Below are 798 nucleotides of genomic sequence, written 5' to 3'. Positions count from 1 at the left end.
GCGGCATGGATCAACCCGCCCGCAGAGAACCAGGCTGACCAGCAGATTCACTCAAAGAATCCGTGATCAACCCGCCTCAAAAATCTTGACACGTTCCGGTGGTTCATGATGCCGGAGGAACGCAGCAGCTATCCCGACGACATCCACGCGGCCCAGAGCGCGACCTTCGCCGCGAGCGTCCGGGCCGCGGCGGACCTGGAACCCGATCCGACCGAGGCCGAACAGATGATCGCGACGCTGCTGGCCGAGAGCCCCGAATTCCGCGGTCTGTGGGACGACCACGAGGTACGCCTCTGCCGTCAGGAGACCACGTCACTGCTGCACCCGACGGCGGGGCGGGTGGACTTCGACTGCGAGGTCATCTTCAGCCACGACCAGCGACAGCGGATGCTCGTCTTCACCGCCCGCAACGACGAGGACCTGCGCAGCCTGGTCACCTCCGGCCGGCCGGGCGACAACGCGGGATGACGCCCTCCGCGGATGTCGCGAGCCTGGACGACCGGGCCCCGAACGCCTGACCAGCCTCGAACAGGTCCTCGAGCATCGCCTGGGACCGCGCTGGGAGCGACTCGGCGGGAAAGAACCGTCCGCAGATCTCGCTAGACACGTTTCGTGGTAAGGGTGCGAAGCCCATCCGCGTGGTGATTTCGGGCGCGCTGGACGCCCGAAGTCACCACACCCGTGGCGGTGTGGTGAATACGGGCGCGCTGGACGCCCCAAATCACCACGCTGTTGTGGGTGTGGTGAATTCGGGCGTGCTGAGCGCCCGAAATCACCACAGAGGCAGACCCTGACTGC

At 66.2% G+C, this 798-nt stretch carries 1 protein-coding gene; it reads left to right on the top strand.

Annotated features, from left to right (window positions below):
- Window positions 1-105 precede the first annotated feature (105 nt).
- Window positions 106-468, top strand: coding sequence for an MmyB family transcriptional regulator (locus tag WH85_RS46205; RefSeq protein WP_052721345.1), 363 nt, complete (start codon window positions 106-108; stop codon window positions 466-468).
- Window positions 469-798: the final 330 nt, after the last annotated feature.

The sequence above is a fragment of the Actinoplanes rectilineatus genome, from assembly GCF_000962825.1.
GTDB classification, from domain to species: domain Bacteria; phylum Actinomycetota; class Actinomycetes; order Mycobacteriales; family Micromonosporaceae; genus Actinoplanes; species Actinoplanes rectilineatus.
This window is presented reverse-complemented; position numbering and strand designations above follow the sequence as displayed.